Source organism: Oryzomonas sagensis (assembly GCF_008802355.1).
Classification (GTDB): domain Bacteria; phylum Desulfobacterota; class Desulfuromonadia; order Geobacterales; family Pseudopelobacteraceae; genus Oryzomonas; species Oryzomonas sagensis.
This window is the reverse complement of sequence record NZ_VZRA01000012.1, coordinates 1-16253: the sequence shown is the minus strand read 5'-3', so window position 1 is coordinate 16253 and position 16253 is coordinate 1. Positions and strand designations below refer to the sequence as shown.

14 protein-coding genes and 1 tRNA gene are annotated in these 16253 nt (G+C 56.8%); all 15 read right to left on the bottom strand.

Features of this window, described 5'->3' with window-relative positions; translation table 11 throughout:
* On the bottom strand, positions 1-112 hold a 112-nt coding region (locus F6V30_RS16930; RefSeq protein WP_151158424.1), incomplete at its 3' end, for a GTP-binding protein.
* Positions 113-149: 37 nt separating this feature from the next.
* Complete coding sequence (gene fusA, locus F6V30_RS16925; protein WP_151158422.1) at positions 150-2228, bottom strand: elongation factor G; 2079 nt, start codon at positions 2226-2228, stop codon at positions 150-152.
* A 33-nt stretch (positions 2229-2261) separates the two neighbouring features.
* The gene (gene rpsG / locus F6V30_RS16920; RefSeq protein WP_151158420.1) at positions 2262-2732 is read right to left on the bottom strand and encodes a 30S ribosomal protein S7; all 471 of its coding nucleotides are present in this window, start codon (positions 2730-2732) and stop codon (positions 2262-2264) included.
* A gap of 31 nt (positions 2733-2763) precedes the next feature.
* On the bottom strand, positions 2764-3135 hold the full coding sequence (gene rpsL, locus F6V30_RS16915; protein ID WP_149209888.1) for a 30S ribosomal protein S12: 372 nt from the start codon (positions 3133-3135) through the stop codon (positions 2764-2766).
* Between the two features lie 455 nt (positions 3136-3590).
* A complete protein-coding gene (gene rpoC / locus F6V30_RS16910; RefSeq protein ID WP_151158419.1) occupies positions 3591-7805 on the bottom strand; it encodes a DNA-directed RNA polymerase subunit beta' in 4215 nt (1404 codons plus the stop codon).
* A 69-nt stretch (positions 7806-7874) separates the two neighbouring features.
* Positions 7875-12374 (bottom strand): DNA-directed RNA polymerase subunit beta, encoded by a 4500-nt coding sequence (gene rpoB, locus F6V30_RS16905; protein WP_151158417.1) that lies wholly within the window; start codon positions 12372-12374, stop codon positions 7875-7877.
* A gap of 154 nt (positions 12375-12528) precedes the next feature.
* On the bottom strand, positions 12529-12909 hold the full coding sequence (gene rplL / locus F6V30_RS16900; RefSeq protein ID WP_151158415.1) for a 50S ribosomal protein L7/L12: 381 nt from the start codon (positions 12907-12909) through the stop codon (positions 12529-12531).
* A gap of 50 nt (positions 12910-12959) precedes the next feature.
* Complete coding sequence (gene rplJ, locus F6V30_RS16895) at positions 12960-13484, bottom strand: 50S ribosomal protein L10 (protein ID WP_151158413.1); 525 nt, start codon at positions 13482-13484, stop codon at positions 12960-12962.
* 294 nt (positions 13485-13778) lie between these two features.
* Entirely contained in the window at positions 13779-14480 is a 702-nt protein-coding gene (gene rplA, locus F6V30_RS16890; protein ID WP_151158411.1) for a 50S ribosomal protein L1, read from the bottom strand.
* A 43-nt stretch (positions 14481-14523) separates the two neighbouring features.
* Positions 14524-14946 (bottom strand): 50S ribosomal protein L11, encoded by a 423-nt coding sequence (gene rplK, locus F6V30_RS16885; protein ID WP_149209882.1) that lies wholly within the window; start codon positions 14944-14946, stop codon positions 14524-14526.
* A 57-nt stretch (positions 14947-15003) separates the two neighbouring features.
* A complete protein-coding gene (gene nusG / locus F6V30_RS16880) occupies positions 15004-15531 on the bottom strand; it encodes a transcription termination/antitermination protein NusG (protein WP_151158409.1) in 528 nt (175 codons plus the stop codon).
* Between the two features lie 10 nt (positions 15532-15541).
* Positions 15542-15724 (bottom strand): preprotein translocase subunit SecE, encoded by a 183-nt coding sequence (secE, locus tag F6V30_RS16875; protein WP_151158407.1) that lies wholly within the window; start codon positions 15722-15724, stop codon positions 15542-15544.
* Positions 15725-15813: 89 nt separating this feature from the next.
* A tRNA-Trp gene (locus F6V30_RS16870) sits at positions 15814-15890 on the bottom strand.
* A gap of 20 nt (positions 15891-15910) precedes the next feature.
* A complete protein-coding gene (gene rpmG, locus F6V30_RS16865; protein WP_149209879.1) occupies positions 15911-16060 on the bottom strand; it encodes a 50S ribosomal protein L33 in 150 nt (49 codons plus the stop codon).
* 63 nt (positions 16061-16123) lie between these two features.
* A partial coding sequence (locus tag F6V30_RS16860) for an EF-Tu C-terminal domain-related protein (protein ID WP_476739157.1) occupies positions 16124-16253 on the bottom strand: 130 nt, incomplete at its 5' end.

The window sequence follows — 16253 nt, the reverse complement described above, 5'->3', positions numbered from 1 at the left end:
CGGCCAATACCTTCGTGATGGCGGCGGTCAACGTGGTCTTGCCGTGGTCAACGTGACCTATCGTGCCGATGTTTACATGCGGTTTGTTACGCTCGAATTTAGCCTTCGCCATGATAACAGGCCCTCCTCAAAAAGTGTTGTTAACTTGATTAACCTTTTACTTTTGCAACTATATCGTCTGCAACCGACTTAGGCACCGGTTCGTAATGATCGAATGTCATGGTGTAGGTGGCGCGTCCCTGGGTGGCGGAGCGCAGGTCCGTGGAGTAGCCGAACATGGATGCCAGCGGCACCATGGCGGTTACGACCTGGGCGCCGGCACGGGAGTCCATACCCATGATGCGTCCGCGCTTGGAGTTGAGGTCGCCGATAACATCACCCATGTACTCTTCGGGGACAACGACCTCTACCGACATGATCGGCTCAAGAATGATGGGACCAGCCTTGGCGCAGCCCTCTTTGAAACCCATGGAACCGGCGATCTTAAAAGCCATTTCCGAGGAGTCGACCTCATGGTAGGAACCATCGATCAAAGTGATCTTCACATCCACGACCGGGAAACCGGCGAGGACACCGTTATCGGTTGCCTCTAAAACGCCCTTGCCAACGGCAGGGATGTATTCACGGGGCACGACACCGCCCTTGATGGCATCGACGAACTCAAAACCCTTGCCCGCTTCCTGGGGCTCGATTTCCAGCCAGACATCGCCGTACTGACCGCGGCCGCCGGACTGGCGAACAAACTTGCCCTGGACCTTGACCTTCTTGGTGATGGTTTCACGGTAGGCAACCTGGGGCTTGCCCACGTTGGCCTCGACCTTGAACTCACGCATCAGGCGATCGACGATGATCTCAAGATGCAACTCGCCCATACCGGAGATGATGGTCTGACCGGTTTCCTCGTCGGTTTTGACACGGAAGGAAGGGTCTTCGCTGGCGAGCTTGGCAAGACTGACGCCCAGCTTTTCCTGATCGGCCTTGGTCTTGGGCTCAATGGCGATGGAGATAACCGGCTCAGGGAACTCGATGGACTCAAGAATAACCTGTTTGTCCTCATTGCAGAGGGTGTCACCGGTAGTCGTATATTTCAGGCCGACTGCGGCGGCGATATCGCCGGCATAGACCTCTTTGATCTCTTCACGCTTGTTGGCATGCATCTTCAGGATACGGCCGAGGCGCTCCTTCTTGCCTTTGGTCGAGTTGTAGATGTACGATCCAGCGGTAACCACGCCGGAGTAAACGCGGAAGAAGGTCAGCTGGCCGACGAAGGGGTCGGTCATGATCTTGAAGCCCAGGGCGGAAAACGGCTCGCCGTCCGCAGCCTTGCGCTCGACCTCTTCACCGCTGTCCACATCGACGCCCCTGATGGCAGGAATATCAAGCGGAGACGGCATGTAGTCCACAACCGCGTCAAGCAGGTTCTGCACGCCCTTATTCTTGAAAGATGAGCCACAGATGACCGGGCAGATCTGGATATTGATGGTGCAGGAACGGATGGCGTCCTTGATCTCGGCTTCGGTCAGCTCGGCGCCGCCCAGATATTTCTCCATGAGCACGTCGTCGTGGCTGGAGATTTCCTCGATCATCTTCTCACGATATTCCTTGGCCTCTTCAAGCAGTTCGGCCGGAATCTCTTCCTCGTGAAATTTAGCCCCCAAGGCCTCTTCTTCCCAAATGATGGCCTTCATGGTGACCAGGTCGATAACACCCTTGAAATTTTCTTCCTTGCCGACCGGAATCTGAATCGGAATCGGATTAGCCTTGAGCCGATCCTTAATCATCTGCACACCGCGAAAGAAGTCCGCACCGACACGGTCCATCTTGTTGATGAAGGCGATACGGGGCACATGATACTTGTCAGCCTGACGCCAAACCGTTTCAGACTGGGGCTCAACACCGCCAACCGAGCAAAAAACCGCCACGGCGCCATCCAAGACACGAAGGGAACGCTCGACCTCGATGGTGAAGTCCACATGGCCCGGGGTGTCGATGATATTTATATGGCAATCCTTCCATGCACAGGTGGTTGCAGCCGAGGTGATCGTGATGCCACGCTCCTGCTCCTGCTCCATCCAGTCCATGGTGGCAGTACCCTCGTGCACTTCACCAATTTTGTGCGAAACACCGGTATAGTAAAGGATACGCTCGGTCGTCGTCGTCTTGCCGGCGTCAATGTGAGCCATAATCCCGATATTTCTATAATTTTCAAGTGGCGATAAGCGGGGCACAAAATCCTCCCAAAAAGTAATACTGTCTGATAATTACCAACGATAATGAGCGAAAGCGCGGTTGGCCTCGGCCATCTTATGGACATCCTCACGCTTCTTGACGGCGGCGCCCCGATTGTTGTAGGCGTCGAGAATCTCAGCGGCCAGCTTGTCCTTCATGGTCTTCTCGCTGCGGGCGGTCGAATATTTGATCAACCAGCGCATGGCCAAAGACATACGGCGATCCGGACGAACCTCGATGGGCACCTGATAGGTGGAACCACCAACACGGCGCGATTTAACTTCCAACATCGGCTTGATGTTATCAAGGCTCTTTTTGAGCACCTTGAGAGCCTCTTCATTGCTCCGCTGGGCAACCAGCTCAAGCGCACCATACAGGATCGACTCGGCAACACTCTTCTTGCCGCCCAGCATCAGCGTATTGATAAGCTTGGCAACGACCTTGTCACTGTATTTAGGATCCGGCAGGATAATTCTCTTGGGTACTTCTCTTCTTCTTGGCATATCTATCCCCTCAACAAATCAGGTCAAATATCTATTTCGGCCGCTTGGCCCCATATTTGGAGCGACTCTTCTTACGGTCCTTCACGCCAACCGAGTCAAGAGTACCACGAACGATGTGATAACGAACACCAGGAAGGTCCTTGACCCTGCCGCCACGGATCAGGACAACAGAGTGCTCCTGAAGGTTATGGCCGACACCCGGGATATACGAGGTAACCTCAATCCCGTTGGTCAGACGAACCCTGGCAACCTTGCGAAGAGCCGAGTTCGGCTTCTTCGGAGTAGTCGTGTACACCCTCGTGCAAACGCCACGCTTCTGCGGACAGCACTTCAGCGCAGGCGCCGTCGACTTGTCCTTTTTCTTTTCCCTGCCCTCACGAATCAACTGATTAATCGTTGGCATAGTCGCATTATTCTCCCAGCACAAAAATATCCAGACACATAGATTCGCCCACCATGAGGCGAATTGCGAAACTAACAAATTTTAAACACTGCTGTCAACCCAATTATGCCCGCTTCTCAAAAAAACAAGGCACAACACACAAGCAAGGGACGCCTGCACAGTCGACAAGCAAAAAACATACTAATGGTTTTGGTATCGAGTCGCCATCCAGCGCGCGTGACAATAAGCGAAAGGGAATGGAATAGGTGTAGGGTCGGAATTTACCGACAGCTCCATTCATGGCTATTGCGCTGAACCCAGTTACACAGGCGAACTCAAATGGTCCGTATATTTACAACATTTTGAGGTTGCCTGTCAACTAAAAAAAACAATTTCTTTATTTATTTTGGCCTTGGGGGGAGGGAGGCATAACCGGCATGCCGCCCTCCCCGTCCAACCATAATACTATCAATCAGTTATGCAGCTTCCTGTTCATCCTCAGCCGAATCCAGCGCCTGCTCTTCCTGCTGCGACGCCTCCTGTATCTGTGCGTCTGCCTGCAGGCGGAGATGGCGATAGCGCGCCAGTCCCGTTCCTGCCGGGATGAGACGGCCCATGATGACGTTCTCCTTCAGGCCGCGCAGGTAGTCGACCTTCCCTTCAATGGCGGCCTGGGTAAGAACCTTGGTCGTTTCCTGGAAGGAGGCCGCCGAGATGAACGACTCGGTGGAGAGTGATGCCTTGGTAATGCCCAACAGCAGCGGTTCGGCGATGGCCGGACGTTTGCCCTCCGTAAAGGCCTTTTCGTTTTCGTCTTCAAAGACCCAGCGCTCCACCTGATCATCAACCAGCAGGTTGGTGTCGCCGACCTCTTTGATACGCACCCGCCGCAACATCTGGCGCACGATGGTCTCGATATGCTTGTCGTTGATCTTGACGCCCTGGAGACGGTAGACCTCTTGGACTTCGTCCACCAGGTACTTGGCCAACTCCTTGACGCCGAGCACGCGCAGAATGTCGTGGGGGTTCGAGGAACCGTCCATGAGCGCCTCGCCGGCACGCACATGATCTCCTTCGTGGACGCTGATATGCTTGCCTTTGGGGATCAGGTATTCCTTCGGTTCGCCGACCTCGGGAGTAACGACAACCTTACGTTTGCCCTTGGCATCCTTGCCGAAGGTGACCCGCCCGTCGATCTCGGAGATAACCGCGAAGTCCTTGGGCTTGCGCGCCTCGAACAACTCGGCGACGCGCGGCAGACCACCGGTGATATCCTTGGTCTTGGTCGTCTCGCGGGGGATCTTGGCGATGATGTCGCCGGCGCTGACCAGAGCGTCTTCCTGGACGTAGATATTGGCGCCCACCGGCAGGAAGTAGCGGCCGATAGTCCCGCTGCCGTCGCCGTCAGTGTCCTTGATGGCGATACGCGGACGCTTGTCCGTATCCTTGGTTTCAATGATGACCTTGCGGGAGAGGCCGGTCACTTCGTCCAGTTGCTCCTCAATGGTGACGCCTTCCTGGATATCGCCGAACTTGACCTTACCGGCCACTTCCGTGAGGATCGGCATGGTGTAGGGGTCCCACTCGGCCAACGTGGCACCCTGTTGTACGGCTTCGCCCGGAGCGATCCTGATCTTGGCGCCGTACACGACCGTGTATTTCTCGCGTTCGCGGCCGGTTTCGTCGATAACGGCGATCTCGCCGTTACGGTTCATGACGATATGGTGTCCTTCGTTGTTCACAACCGAATGGACGTTGATGAACTTGAGCGAACCATCGGTGCGGGCCTCCAGGGAGGTCTGCTCGGCATGGCGGGAAGCGGTACCACCGATATGGAAGGTACGCATGGTCAACTGGGTACCCGGCTCGCCGATGGACTGGGCGGCAATGACACCGACCGCCTCGCCCATGTTGACGATATGGCCGCGGGCCAAGTCGCGCCCGTAGCACTTGGCGCAAATACCCCGGCGGCTCTGGCAGGTGAGCACGGAACGGATCTTGACCTTCTCCAGGCCAGCGTCCTCGATCCGGTTGACCAGGTTTTCGTCGATCTCCTGGTTGGCCTCCACCAGCACGTCGCCCGTAACCGGGTCCAGGATATCGTCCAGGGCCACGCGCCCCAGGATACGGTCACCGATATGTTCGATAACCTCCCCTCCCTCGGTCAGGGACGACACGATCAGGCCGTCCAGAGTGCCGCAGTCGTCCTCGGTAATGATGGCGTCCTGGGCGACATCCACCAGACGGCGGGTCAGGTAACCGGAGTTGGCGGTTTTGAGCGCCGTATCGGCCAGACCTTTGCGGGCGCCGTGGGTCGAGATGAAGTACTGGAGAACCGTCAACCCTTCGCGGAAGTTGGCGGTAATGGGGGTTTCGATGATCTCGCCGGAAGGCTTGGCCATCAAACCACGCATACCGGCCAACTGGCGGATCTGCTGGGCGGAACCACGGGCACCCGAATCGGCCATCATGTGGATGGCGTTGAAGGATGCCTCCTTGACCTCCTCCCCATCGACCAGGAAGCTTTCCTTGGAGAGGTTGTCCAGCATCTCCTTGGCGATGTCTTCCGTCGCTTTGGCCCAGATGTCGATAACCTTGTTGTAGCGTTCGCCGTCGGTGATCAGACCCTCGGTGTACTGGTTCTGGATCTCCTTGACCTCATCCTCGGCCTTGGTGATGATGGCCGCCTTCCCTTCCGGGATGACCATGTCGTCCAGACAGATGGAGATGCCGGCCAGGTTGGCGTAGCGGAAACCGATCTCTTTGAGGCGGTCGGCAAGGATAACGGTCTCCTTGCTGTCGGCCAGACGGTAACAGGTATCCACCAGGTTGGACAACTCTTTCTTGTTGAGGACCTTGTTGATGGCGCTGAACGGCACCTGAGGCGGCAGGATCTCCCGCATGATGACCCGCCCGATGGTGGTATCGATCAATTGCGGTTTTTCGTCGCTCACAAAGTTTTTCATCCGCACGCGGACCTTGGCCTGCATATCGACCTCACCGGCATCTAAGGCGATGCGCACCTCGTCGGGCGAGGAGAATATCTTGCCGGTTCCCTTGACCTTGCGGTACATCAGCTTGCCGGTGGCGGGATCGATCTTGGCCCGGCCGCTCTCATCGGGATCCGGCTCGTACAGACGGTCGCGGGTCATGTAGTAGGCGCCGAGAACCATGTCCTGGGACGGAACGATGATCGGCTTGCCGTGGGCCGGCGACAGGATGTTGTTGGTGGACATCATCAGGACGCGGGCCTCCACCTGGCTCTCGATGGAGAGGGGGAGATGCACGGCCATCTGGTCACCGTCGAAGTCGGCGTTGAAAGCGGTACAGACCAGCGGGTGCAGTTGAATGGCCTTGCCCTCGATGAGCACCGGCTCGAAGGCCTGGATACCGAGGCGGTGCAGGGTCGGGGCACGGTTGAGCATCACCGGGTGTTCCTTGATGACCTCCTCCAGCACGTCCCACACCTCGGGGCGCTCCTTCTCCACCATCTTCTTGGCGCTCTTGATGGTGGTCACATAGCCACGCTCTTCCAGCTTGTTGTAGATGAAGGGCTTGAACAGCTCCAGGGCCATCTTCTTCGGCAGGCCGCACTGGTGCAGCCGCAGTTCCGGGCCGACGACGATGACCGAACGGCCGGAATAGTCGACGCGCTTGCCCAGGAGATTCTGGCGGAAACGGCCCGACTTGCCCTTGAGCATGTCGGACAGGGATTTCAGGGGACGCTTGTTGGGGCCGGCAATGGCGCGGCCGCGGCGACCGTTGTCGAACAGCGCGTCCACCGCCTCCTGGAGCATCCTCTTCTCGTTGCGGATGATCACCTCGGGCGCCTGCAGTTCGCAGAGGCGCTTCAAGCGGTTGTTGCGGTTGATAACCCTGCGGTACAGATCGTTCAGGTCGGAGGTGGCGAACCGGCCGCCATCCAGCGGCACCAGGGGGCGCAGCTCCGGCGGCAGGACCGGGATGCATTCCAGGATCATCCATTCCGGCTTGTTGCCCGAGGACTTGAACGCTTCCACCACCTTGAGGCGTTTGGCGGTCTTCTTGCGTTTCGCTTCGCTGGTTGACTCCATCATCTCGGAGCGGAGCGACACCGCCAGCTCGTCAAGATCGAGAGAGCGGAGGCAGTTGCGGATGGCCTCGGCCCCCATGCCGCCTTCGAAGGCGTCGCTGCCGTATTCTTGCTGGGCCTTGATGTATTTTTCCTCGGACATCACCTCGCAGAACTGCATCGGCGTGTTCTTGGGATCGCTGATGACGAACGCCTCGAAATACAGGACCTTCTCAAGGTCCTTGAGGGTGATGTCCAGCAGGTTGCCGATACGGGACGGCAACGACTTGAGGAACCAGATATGGGCCACCGGGGTGGCCAGGTCGATATGCCCCAGCCGCTCCCGGCGCACCTTGGAGGGGATGACCTCAACGCCGCACTTTTCGCAGATGATGCCGCGATGTTTCATGCGCTTGTACTTGCCGCAGTTGCACTCGTAGTCCTTGGTGGGACCGAAGATCTTGGCGCAGAACAGACCGTCCCGCTCCGGTTTGAAGGTGCGGTAATTGATCGTTTCCGGCTTCTTGACCTCGCCGTGGGAACGTTCCCGAATCTTCTCGGGTGACGACACCGATATCCGTATAGCTGAAAAGTGGAGTGGATCTTTTGGTTTATCGAAAAAACTGAAATAATCTTCCACGTTGCTCTCCTCCGTTATTCTGAAGCTCCGCGACGACGCCGGGCCGGCTGTCTACGAAGGTCTCTGTAATTATTCCTCGTCCCCTTCAAGCAGTTCCACGTCAAGACAGAGGGATTGGAGTTCCTTGATGAGGACGTTGAAGGATTCCGGCAAGCCCGGTTCAAGGGTGTGTTTGCCCTTGACGATGGCTTCATACATCCGCGTGCGGCCGGAGACATCATCCGACTTGACCGTAAGGAATTCCTGGAGCGCATAGGAAGCGCCGTAGGCCTCCATTGCCCAGACCTCCATCTCGCCCAGCCTCTGCCCGCCGAACTGAGCCTTGCCGCCCAGCGGTTGCTGGGTAACCAGACTGTAGGGTCCGATGGACCGGGCGTGGATCTTGTCGTCAACCAAGTGATGCAGCTTGAGGAAGTACATCACGCCGACGGTTACCTTATGCTTGAACGGGTCGCCGGTGCGGCCGTCGAAGAGTGTTACCTGGCCGGAAGAATGGAACCCGGCCTTTTTCAGCATCCCCTTGATCTTATTCTCCGAAGCGCCCTCGAAGACCGGCGACGCCATGGGGATCCCCCGCTGGAGGCGGCGGCAGACCTTCAGCAACTCCTCCTGGTCAAGGGTATCGATGAAGTGGGTGAAATCCGCGTCGTCGTACGCGTCCTTGAGATATGCCTTCAGATTGTCCTCGGAGAGGTGTTTCTGGAGCATCTCCTCAATCTTCCAGCCGATTCCCTTGGCTGCCCATCCCAGGTGGGTTTCGATGATCTGGCCGACGTTCATACGGGAAGGAACGCCCAGCGGGTTGAGAACGATCTCCACCGGCCGGCCGTCTTCCATATACGGCATATCCTCTTCAGGCAGGATGCGGGAAACGACACCCTTGTTACCGTGGCGACCGGCCATCTTGTCGCCGACCTGCAGCTTGCGCTTGATGGCGATGTAGACCTTGACCATCTTGATCACGCCCGGCGGCAGGTCGTCGCCACGTTTGAGCTTCTGGATCTTATCGTCAAAGACGTTGTGAATCAGGTCGATCTGGCGGTTCAAGGTATCCAGCACCTGGCTTACCTTCTCATCCGTATCCCCTTCGTCGCTGACGGAGATGCCTGCCCAGCGTTCCATTGCCACGCCGTCGAGGGTCTCTTCGGTGATCTTCTTGCCCTTGGCCAGGATCAGCATCCCCTCCCCGTCTTCAAGCTTGACCGCCAGGGTCTTGCCCACCAGGAGGCGTTTGAGCTTGCCGACGGCCGAATCGCGGATGATGCGGATCTCGTCCTGTTCATCCTTGCGGAGCTTGTTTTCCTCCGCCTTCTCGATCAGTTCGGTACGGGCGTCCTTGTCGTTCCCCTTGCGGGAGAAGATCTTGGCACCGATGACGGTTCCTTCCACCCCCGGGGGTACGGTCAGGGAGGTGTCGCGGACATCGCCCGCCTTTTCGCCGAAGATGGCGCGCAGCAACTTTTCCTCGGGAGAGAGCTGGGTTTCGCCCTTGGGGGTGATCTTGCCCACCAGGATGTCGCCCGGCCGCACCTCGGCACCAATGCGGATAATGCCGGATTCGTCCAGATCCTTGAGGGTTTCTTCACCCAGGTTGGGGATATCGGAGGTGATCTCCTCCTTGCCCAGCTTGGTATCGCGGGCGACGCACTCGAACTCTTCAATGTGGATCGAGGTGTAGCGGTCCTCTTTCACCATCTTTTCGGAGACCAGGATGGAGTCTTCGTAGTTGTAGCCGCCCCACGGCATGAACGCCACGACGATGTTCTGCCCCAAGGCCAGCTCGCCCATGTCGGTGGAAGGGCCGTCGGCGATGACGTCGCCACGTTTGATCTTATCCCCCACCTTGACCACCGGCCTGTTGTTGATGCAGGTGTTCTGGTTGGAGCGGGCAAACTTGATCATATTGTAGATATCGACACCGGTGCCGGTTTCATCGAGCTCATCGTCGTCGATCTTGATGACGATGCGGGAGGCGTCGACCGATTCCACCTCACCCTTATGGCGGGCAATGACGGAGACCCCGGAGTCCTTGGCCACGATCCGTTCCATGCCGGTGCCGACCAGGGGAGAATCGGCCCGCAGCAGGGGCACTGCCTGACGCTGCATGTTGGAACCCATCAGGGCGCGGTTGGCGTCGTCGTTTTCCAGAAACGGAATCAACGCGGCGGCGACCGACACCAACTGTTTGGGAGCCACGTCCATCAGCTCGATCTCTTCCCGATGCACCAGGATGAACTCGCCGCTCTTACGGGCCGTGACATAGTCGTTGACGAAGCGGCCGTTCTTGTCCACCTCGGCGTTGGCCTGGGCGATGGCATGCCCCTCCTCCTCCAGGGCGGAGAAGAAACGGACGTCGCTGGTCAGCTTGCCGTCCTCGACGATGCGGTACGGGGTTTCCACGAAGCCGTGCTCGTTGATGCGGGCATAGGTGGAGAGGGACGCGATCAGGCCGATGTTCGGACCTTCAGGCGTTTCGATCGGGCAGACGCGGCCGTAGTGGGTCGGGTGAACGTCGCGGACTTCGAAGCCGGCGCGCTCACGGGTCAGGCCGCCGGGTCCCAGGGCCGAAAGACGGCGCTTGTGGGTAACCTCGGACAGCGGGTTCGTCTGGTCCATGAACTGGGAGAGCTGGGACGAACCGAAGAACTCCTTGACCACGGCCGAAACCGGTTTGGAGTTGATCAGGTCGTGGGGCATGAGGTTTTCCACCTCTTGCAGACTCATGCGCTCCTTGATGGCGCGTTCCATGCGCACCAGACCGATGCGGTACTGGTTCTCCAGGAGTTCGCCCACGGCGCGCACGCGGCGGTTGCCCAGGTGGTCGATGTCGTCGATGGTACCGCGGCCGTTTTTCAGGTCGATCAGGTAACGGACGATCTCCAGGATGTCATTCTTGGACGACGCTGCGATAAGGTCGGCGTACAGATCCTCGAAGAGCATCCGGTTGCGGCGCAGGATCTCGATGGCACGGCGATTCTCGTCAAACACGCCCTGATCGATCAGTTCGGACAGCTTGACGGTCGCTGCGCCGAGGGGTAGAGGGGCGAAAACATCCTTCTGGAAGAAGTCGTGGTCCTTGAAGAGGTTGTTGAACTCCTGAACCAACTGCTCCACCAACTTTTCGGGAACGGGCTGGGAGAGGTCGCACTTCTTGAGGGTCTTGACCAGTTCCGCGGGGAGTTTCATCATCAGGTACTGGGAGAACTGGTCTTCGCCCTTGACAAGACGGGACACGAGCTCCTGGGGGTTCAGGAAGTCCTCCACGGCAAGCATGCTCGGGGCGTTGAGCACCGTACAATCCGGCCACACCTTCAGACCAAGCTTGTAATTCAGCTTGAGGCGCCCCACGGCGGACAGATCGTACCGTTCCGGGTTGAAGAACAGGTTGTCGAACAGCGCCAGGGAGCTCTTCAGGGTTGGGGGATCGCCCGGACGCAGGCGGCGGTATATTTCGATCAAAGCTTCATCGGTGCTGCTCACCTTGTCGATCAGCAGGGTGTCGCGAAACGACGAGGTGATGTGCAGGTTGTCGATGAAGAGCACACTGAAACTACGGACGCCCCGGGCCACGATCTCGTCGAATTTAGCGGCGGTCACTTCCTCGTTGCACTCCACGAGGATCTCGCCGGTGGCCGGGTCGATAACGTCCGCCGACGCATAACGGCCGATGACGCCGTCTGCGGCAACCGGAACGGTTTTGATGCCGTGTTCGAACAGCTTCTTGATGGAGGCCTTGGTGTATTTGCGGTTGGCCTTGACGATTACCTCGCCGTTTTTGGGGTCAACCACATCCACCGTGGACTTCTGCAGGGTGAGCAGTTCGGGATCGATACTCTTGGAGAGGGACTCGCCGTTGACGAAAATTTCTTCACTGCTGTAGTAATAGTTGAGAAGCTGCTCAACTGAATAGCCCAATGCCTTGAGCAGTACCGTTGCCGGCATCTTGCGCCGACGGTCGATACGTACATAGAGAATGTCTTTATGATCAAACTCGAAATCAAGCCATGATCCGCGGTACGGGATCACCCTTGCCGAGTAGAGAACTTTGCCGCTGGAGTGGGTCTTGCCCTTGTCGTGATCGTAAAAAACGCCGGGGGAGCGGTGCAGCTGGCTGACAATGACACGTTCCGTGCCGTTGATGATGAACGTCCCGTTATCGGTCATCAACGGAATTTCGCCGAAGTAGACCTCCTGCTCCTTGATATCCTTGATCGCCCTGACGCCGGTTTCCTTGCCGGATTCCCAGATGACCAGGCGCACCTTGACCTTCATGGGCGCAGCAAAGGTCATCCCGCGTTGATGACACTCTTCCACATCATATTTCGGCTTATTGAGGGTATAGGAAACGTACTCCAGCGACGCACTTTCACTGAAGTCCTTGATGGGGAACACGCTTCTGAAAACGGCTTCGAGGCCGATGTTTTTCCGGGATTCGGGCGCAACCTCCTGTTGCAGGAAACGGTGGTAGGAGTTTTTTTGTATGTCGATCAGATTGGGAATATCAATGATATTTTTAATCTTGGCAAAGTTTTTACGCAACAAGTGGTTATTGGCGATCGAATAAGCCATAGCTTCTCCTTTGGCGAGTATCATCAAGACATCCGGCCAACATGCAACCAGCCGGATTTACAGACTACCAGAACGGGAGGGGATTTGCTGAAACAGCACAAGCCAAGGCCGCTCAAGGCGACCTTGGCTTACATTTCTATAAAAGTACGGCGTACTATTTGATCTCTACTTCGGCGCCGGCTTCAACCAGCTGTTTTTTGGCTTCTTCGGCTTCCTGCTTGGAAATGCCGGTTTTCACGGTGCCGGGGGCGCCGTCAACCAGGTCTTTGGCTTCCTTCAGGCCGAGGCTGGTCAGTGCGCGGACAACCTTGATGACATTGATCTTGTTGGCGCCGGCAGCCTTGAGAATAACGTCGAATTCGGTTTTCTCTTCAGCAGGCTCAGCGGAGGCGGCAGGACCGGCAGCAGCGGCAACGGCAACCGGAGCGGCAGCGGACACGCCGAATTTGTCTTCAAGTTCTTTAACAAGTTCGGAAAGTTCCAGAACGGTCATATTTTCGATAAAGCTGATTACTTCTTCCTTGGTGATAGCCATGTAAATAATCCTCCGATAGGTTTAATGTAGCGTATAGGTGAATTGAGTGGTTAGTTTCCGGCTTTCTGGGCGCGAATGGCATCCAGGGCGCGAACCAGTGAGCTCGGCAGCGCTGCGAGCACGCCGACAAAGTTGGTGGCGGGTGCCTGCATGGAACCCAGCATCTTGGCGATGAGGACTTCACGCGAGGGCAGTTCTGCCAACGCCTGGATCTGTTTCACATCCAGCAATTTACCGGAAAGAACGCCAGCCTTCAGGACAAATTTGCCCTGGGGGTCCTTGGCAAACTTGCTGAGCACCTTGGCGGCGCTGACCGGATCGTCATACGTGATGGCGACCGCGGTCGGTCCTGCCAGGTAGGGGCTGAGCGGTTCGGCTTCCGTACCCTTGGCGGCAAGATCGAGCAGGGTATTCTTGAATACCTTGTACTCAACCGATGCGCCGCGCAATTCGTTACGAAGGCTGGTGGCCTGTCCCACGCTCATGCCGCGGAAATCAGCCAAAAAAACCGCCTTGGCTCGTGTGAGCCGCTCATGCATCTCGGTTACCAGTTCCTGCTTGCTATTCTTGTTCAAGCGACTTCCTCCTTTCTTTTGGTATCTGGGGCAAAGCCCCGGCCAAAGTCAGGAAGCGCAAGGAGTGAACCTTACGTTACCCAAGTCTCGGCAGGTCCGGCCGCATCACCGGATTAAGCTGTGCATGCACCTGCTGTCTTTGACTTTGGCTGCATTAATTTATGGCTGCATCAGGTTGTTCAAAAATTGTCAGATCGTCGCACCCGCAGGAGGCCCTGCGGAGGCGTAGCACTGCTACGCCGCACAAAGGGGCCTTCGAGGACGAAGGCCTGATGGCTGTTTTTCAACAACCTCCTATATCTGTGCCGTCACTTCGCTGATATCGAGGTTAATCCCGGCCCCCATGGTGGAGGAGAGGGAAATCTTCTTGATATAGGTACCTTTGGCGGCGGAAGGCTTGGCCTTGACCAGCGCTTCAACGAGCGCCAGCACGTTGCCCTTGAGGCTTTCGACGTCGAAGGACACCTTCCCTACCGGGGCGTGGACGATACCGGCCTTCTCGACGCGGAACTCGACCTTACCGGCCTTGCACTCTTTTACCGCTTTACCGATCTCGAACGTGACGGTGCCGACCTTGGGGTTCGGCATCAGGCCGCGGGGACCGAGCAGCTTGCCGATCTTGCCGACCACACCCATCATGTCCGGTGTGGCAATGGCGGTGTCGAACTCAAACCACCCATCCTGGATCTTCGCCACCAGGTCGTCGGAACCGACGTAGTCTGCGCCTGCCTCGAGGGCCTCTTTTTCCTTCTCCCCTTTGGCAAACACGAGAACACGCACATTCTTGCCCAGACCATTGGGCAACACCACCGCCCCACGGACCATCTGATCGGCATGGCGAGGATCAACGCCCAGCTTCACGGCGAGATCGACGGTTTCGTCAAATTTGACATAGGCGGTCTGCTTGACAACATCAAGGGCAGCCCCAAGGGGGTACACCTTGGTTCTGTCTATCTGAGACATCGCCGCCGTATGCTTTTTCGCGCTCTTCGACATGATACAACCTCTCTCTGGTTCTTTTAAATATATAAACCCGTGACTAGACGATATCGACGCCCATGGAGCGGGCAGTCCCTTCAACGGTTCTCATGGCGGCTTCCACGGAAGCGGCGTTGAGGTCCGGCATCTTCTTTTTGGCAATTTCTTCAACCTGGGCCTTGGTCAGCTTGCCGACTTTGGTCTTATTGGGAACGGCGGAACCGCTCGCAATGCCCAAAGCCTTCTTGATCAGGACAGGGACCGGAGGCGTCTTGGTGATGAACGTGAAGGAACGGTCGGCATAGACCGTGATGACAACCGGAGTAATGGTGCCCTCATCCGCCTGGGTCTTGGCGTTGAACGCCTTGCAGAATTCCATGATGTTGACGCCGTGCTGACCAAGCGCCGGCCCGATGGGAGGTGAAGGATTAGCCTTGCCGGCGGGTACTTGCAGCTTGATATAACCTGTGATCTTCTTTGCCATTATGGTGCTCCTTTGTGTGACAAATGCCGTATCTCTATTATGACGCTTGTTCGCGGATTAATTCTTTTCCACCTGCATGAATTCCAACTCGACCGGGGTCGCCCGGCCGAAAATCGTAACCGTAACGCGCAACTTGCCCTTGTCCGGCTTGACGTCTTCAACAATACCGGAGAAATTGAGGAAAGGACCATCCACGACCCTGACGGTCTCACCGACTTCAAACTGCACCTTCGGCCGCGGTTTTTCGGCGCCCTCCTCCATCCGGCGGGAAATCTTGTTCACTTCTTCATCACTAATGGGAAACGGCGTATTGCCGCCCACAAAGCCGGTAACCTTGGCTGTTTCCTTGACGATGTGCCACGTCTCGTCGGTCAACTCCATCTTGACGAGGATATACCCGGGAAAAAACTTGCGGGAAGAGGTCTTCTTTTCACCTTTTTTCAATTCAACGACGGTTTCGGAAGGGATCAGAATCTCTTCAAAAAGTTCCTCCACGCCTTCGTTCTTTACGCGCTCAGCCAGGTTCAGCCTGACTTTATTTTCAAAACCTGAATAGGTGTGAACCCCATACCACTTTTTGGACATAATAAATCCTTTATCCCAGTATAAGCCGCATCAGCTTGGCCAGGACGATATCGCAAGCCCCCAGGTAAATCGAGATAAGAAAGATAATGACCACCACAACTCCGGTTGTGGCCATAGTTTCCTTACGGGTTGGCCAGGTAACCTTACCCAGCTCAACCTTAACCGATTCGAGAAAAGTTTTTACGTTTTGCACGTGAGCTCCTGTCGTGACCGACAAACCGTCTTTGGTGTCACGCCACTTTCGGTGGCGCCTTCCCGCTTGCTGAACGCTGATGGGAAAAATGGCAGGCCAGGAGGGATTCGAACCCCCAACATCCGGTTTTGGAGACCGGCGCTCTAGCCGTTAGAGCTACTGGCCTGCACGCCCGAAAAACAACGATTATTTGGATTCCTTGTGAGGAGTGTGTTTACGACAAAAACGGCAGTACTTGCTGAACTCGAGTTTTTCAGGCTTGGTTCTCTTGTTTTTGGTGGTTGTGTAATTTTTCTGCTTACACTCGGTGCAGGAAAGGGTAATTATGTCTCTCATTTGACGATTCCTTTAACAGTGACGCCGCTGCGGCCAGTGATGACCGCAGCGGCGTTCGGAAAATTATTCGATGATCGAGCTGACGACGCCGGCGCCAACGGTACGGCCACCTTCGCGGATGGCGAAACGCAAACCTTCGTCCATGGCGATCGGGGTGATCAGTTTCACGGTCATGGCAACGTTGTCGCCGGGC

What these genes read in the sequence shown, in the direction of transcription:
- rpsG (WP_151158420.1), bottom strand. Translation starts at nt 2,732, where the DNA reads ATGCCAAGAAGAAGAGAAGTACCCAAGAGAATTATCCTGCCGGATCCT.
- rpsL (WP_149209888.1), bottom strand. Translation starts at nt 3,135, where the DNA reads ATGCCAACGATTAATCAGTTGATTCGTGAGGGCAGGGAAAAGAAAAAG.
- rpoB (WP_151158417.1), bottom strand. Translation starts at nt 12,374, where the DNA reads ATGGCTTATTCGATCGCCAATAACCACTTGTTGCGTAAAAACTTTGCC.
- rplL (WP_151158415.1), bottom strand. Translation starts at nt 12,909, where the DNA reads ATGGCTATCACCAAGGAAGAAGTAATCAGCTTTATCGAAAATATGACC.
- rplA (WP_151158411.1), bottom strand. Translation starts at nt 14,480, where the DNA reads ATGTCGAAGAGCGCGAAAAAGCATACGGCGGCGATGTCTCAGATAGAC.
- rplK (WP_149209882.1), bottom strand. Translation starts at nt 14,946, where the DNA reads ATGGCAAAGAAGATCACAGGTTATATCAAGCTGCAAGTACCCGCCGGC.
- nusG (WP_151158409.1), bottom strand. Translation starts at nt 15,531, where the DNA reads ATGTCCAAAAAGTGGTATGGGGTTCACACCTATTCAGGTTTTGAAAAT.
- rpmG (WP_149209879.1), bottom strand. Translation starts at nt 16,060, where the DNA reads ATGAGAGACATAATTACCCTTTCCTGCACCGAGTGTAAGCAGAAAAAT.